The following is a 471-nucleotide window of genomic DNA, read 5'->3' as shown; positions in this document are numbered from 1 at the left end:
TCCCGGAGGGCCACCCGGGGGGAGCGGTTCTGGTAGGCCGCCTGGAGGAGGCGGGCCACCTCGGGCGGGGTGAGGTAGACGGGGAGCCTCCGGGGGAGCTTGGGCCGCTTGACCCCCTCCGTGGGGTCCTTGAGGAGGGGGAGGCCCTCCACCTCGGCCAGGTAGCGGAAGAGCTTCCTTAAGGAGGCCAGGACGCGCCCCGCCCTGTGGGGGCTCACCTCCCGGGAGGCGAGGAAGGCGCGGATGTGCTGGCTCCCCACCTCCTCAAAGCGGGGGGGCCTGCCGTGGCGCTCCCGGAACCAGCGGGCGAAGAGGCCCGCGTCCATGAGGTACTCCTTGGCGGTGCGGGGGGAGCGGCCCTCCTCCATCTCCAGGTACCGGCGGAAGCGGGCGAAGAGCTCGGCGTGGGGGTCAGGCTGGCTCATGGGACCTCCTTCGGGGGGCGGGCCCGGAGTGCCCTCGAGGGCCCCC

Annotated in this window: 1 protein-coding gene; it reads right to left on the bottom strand. The window is 74.1% G+C overall.

What is annotated here, in order from left to right:
- Positions 1 to 425, bottom strand: a 425-nt coding sequence (locus tag ACYQ0J_RS00110) for a tyrosine-type recombinase/integrase (protein WP_460170216.1), incomplete at its 3' end; no start/stop codon positions are given.
- Between the last annotated feature and the right edge of the window lie 46 nt (positions 426 to 471).

Source organism: Thermus sp. FJN-A, assembly GCF_054655095.1.
This window is presented reverse-complemented; position numbering and strand designations above follow the sequence as displayed.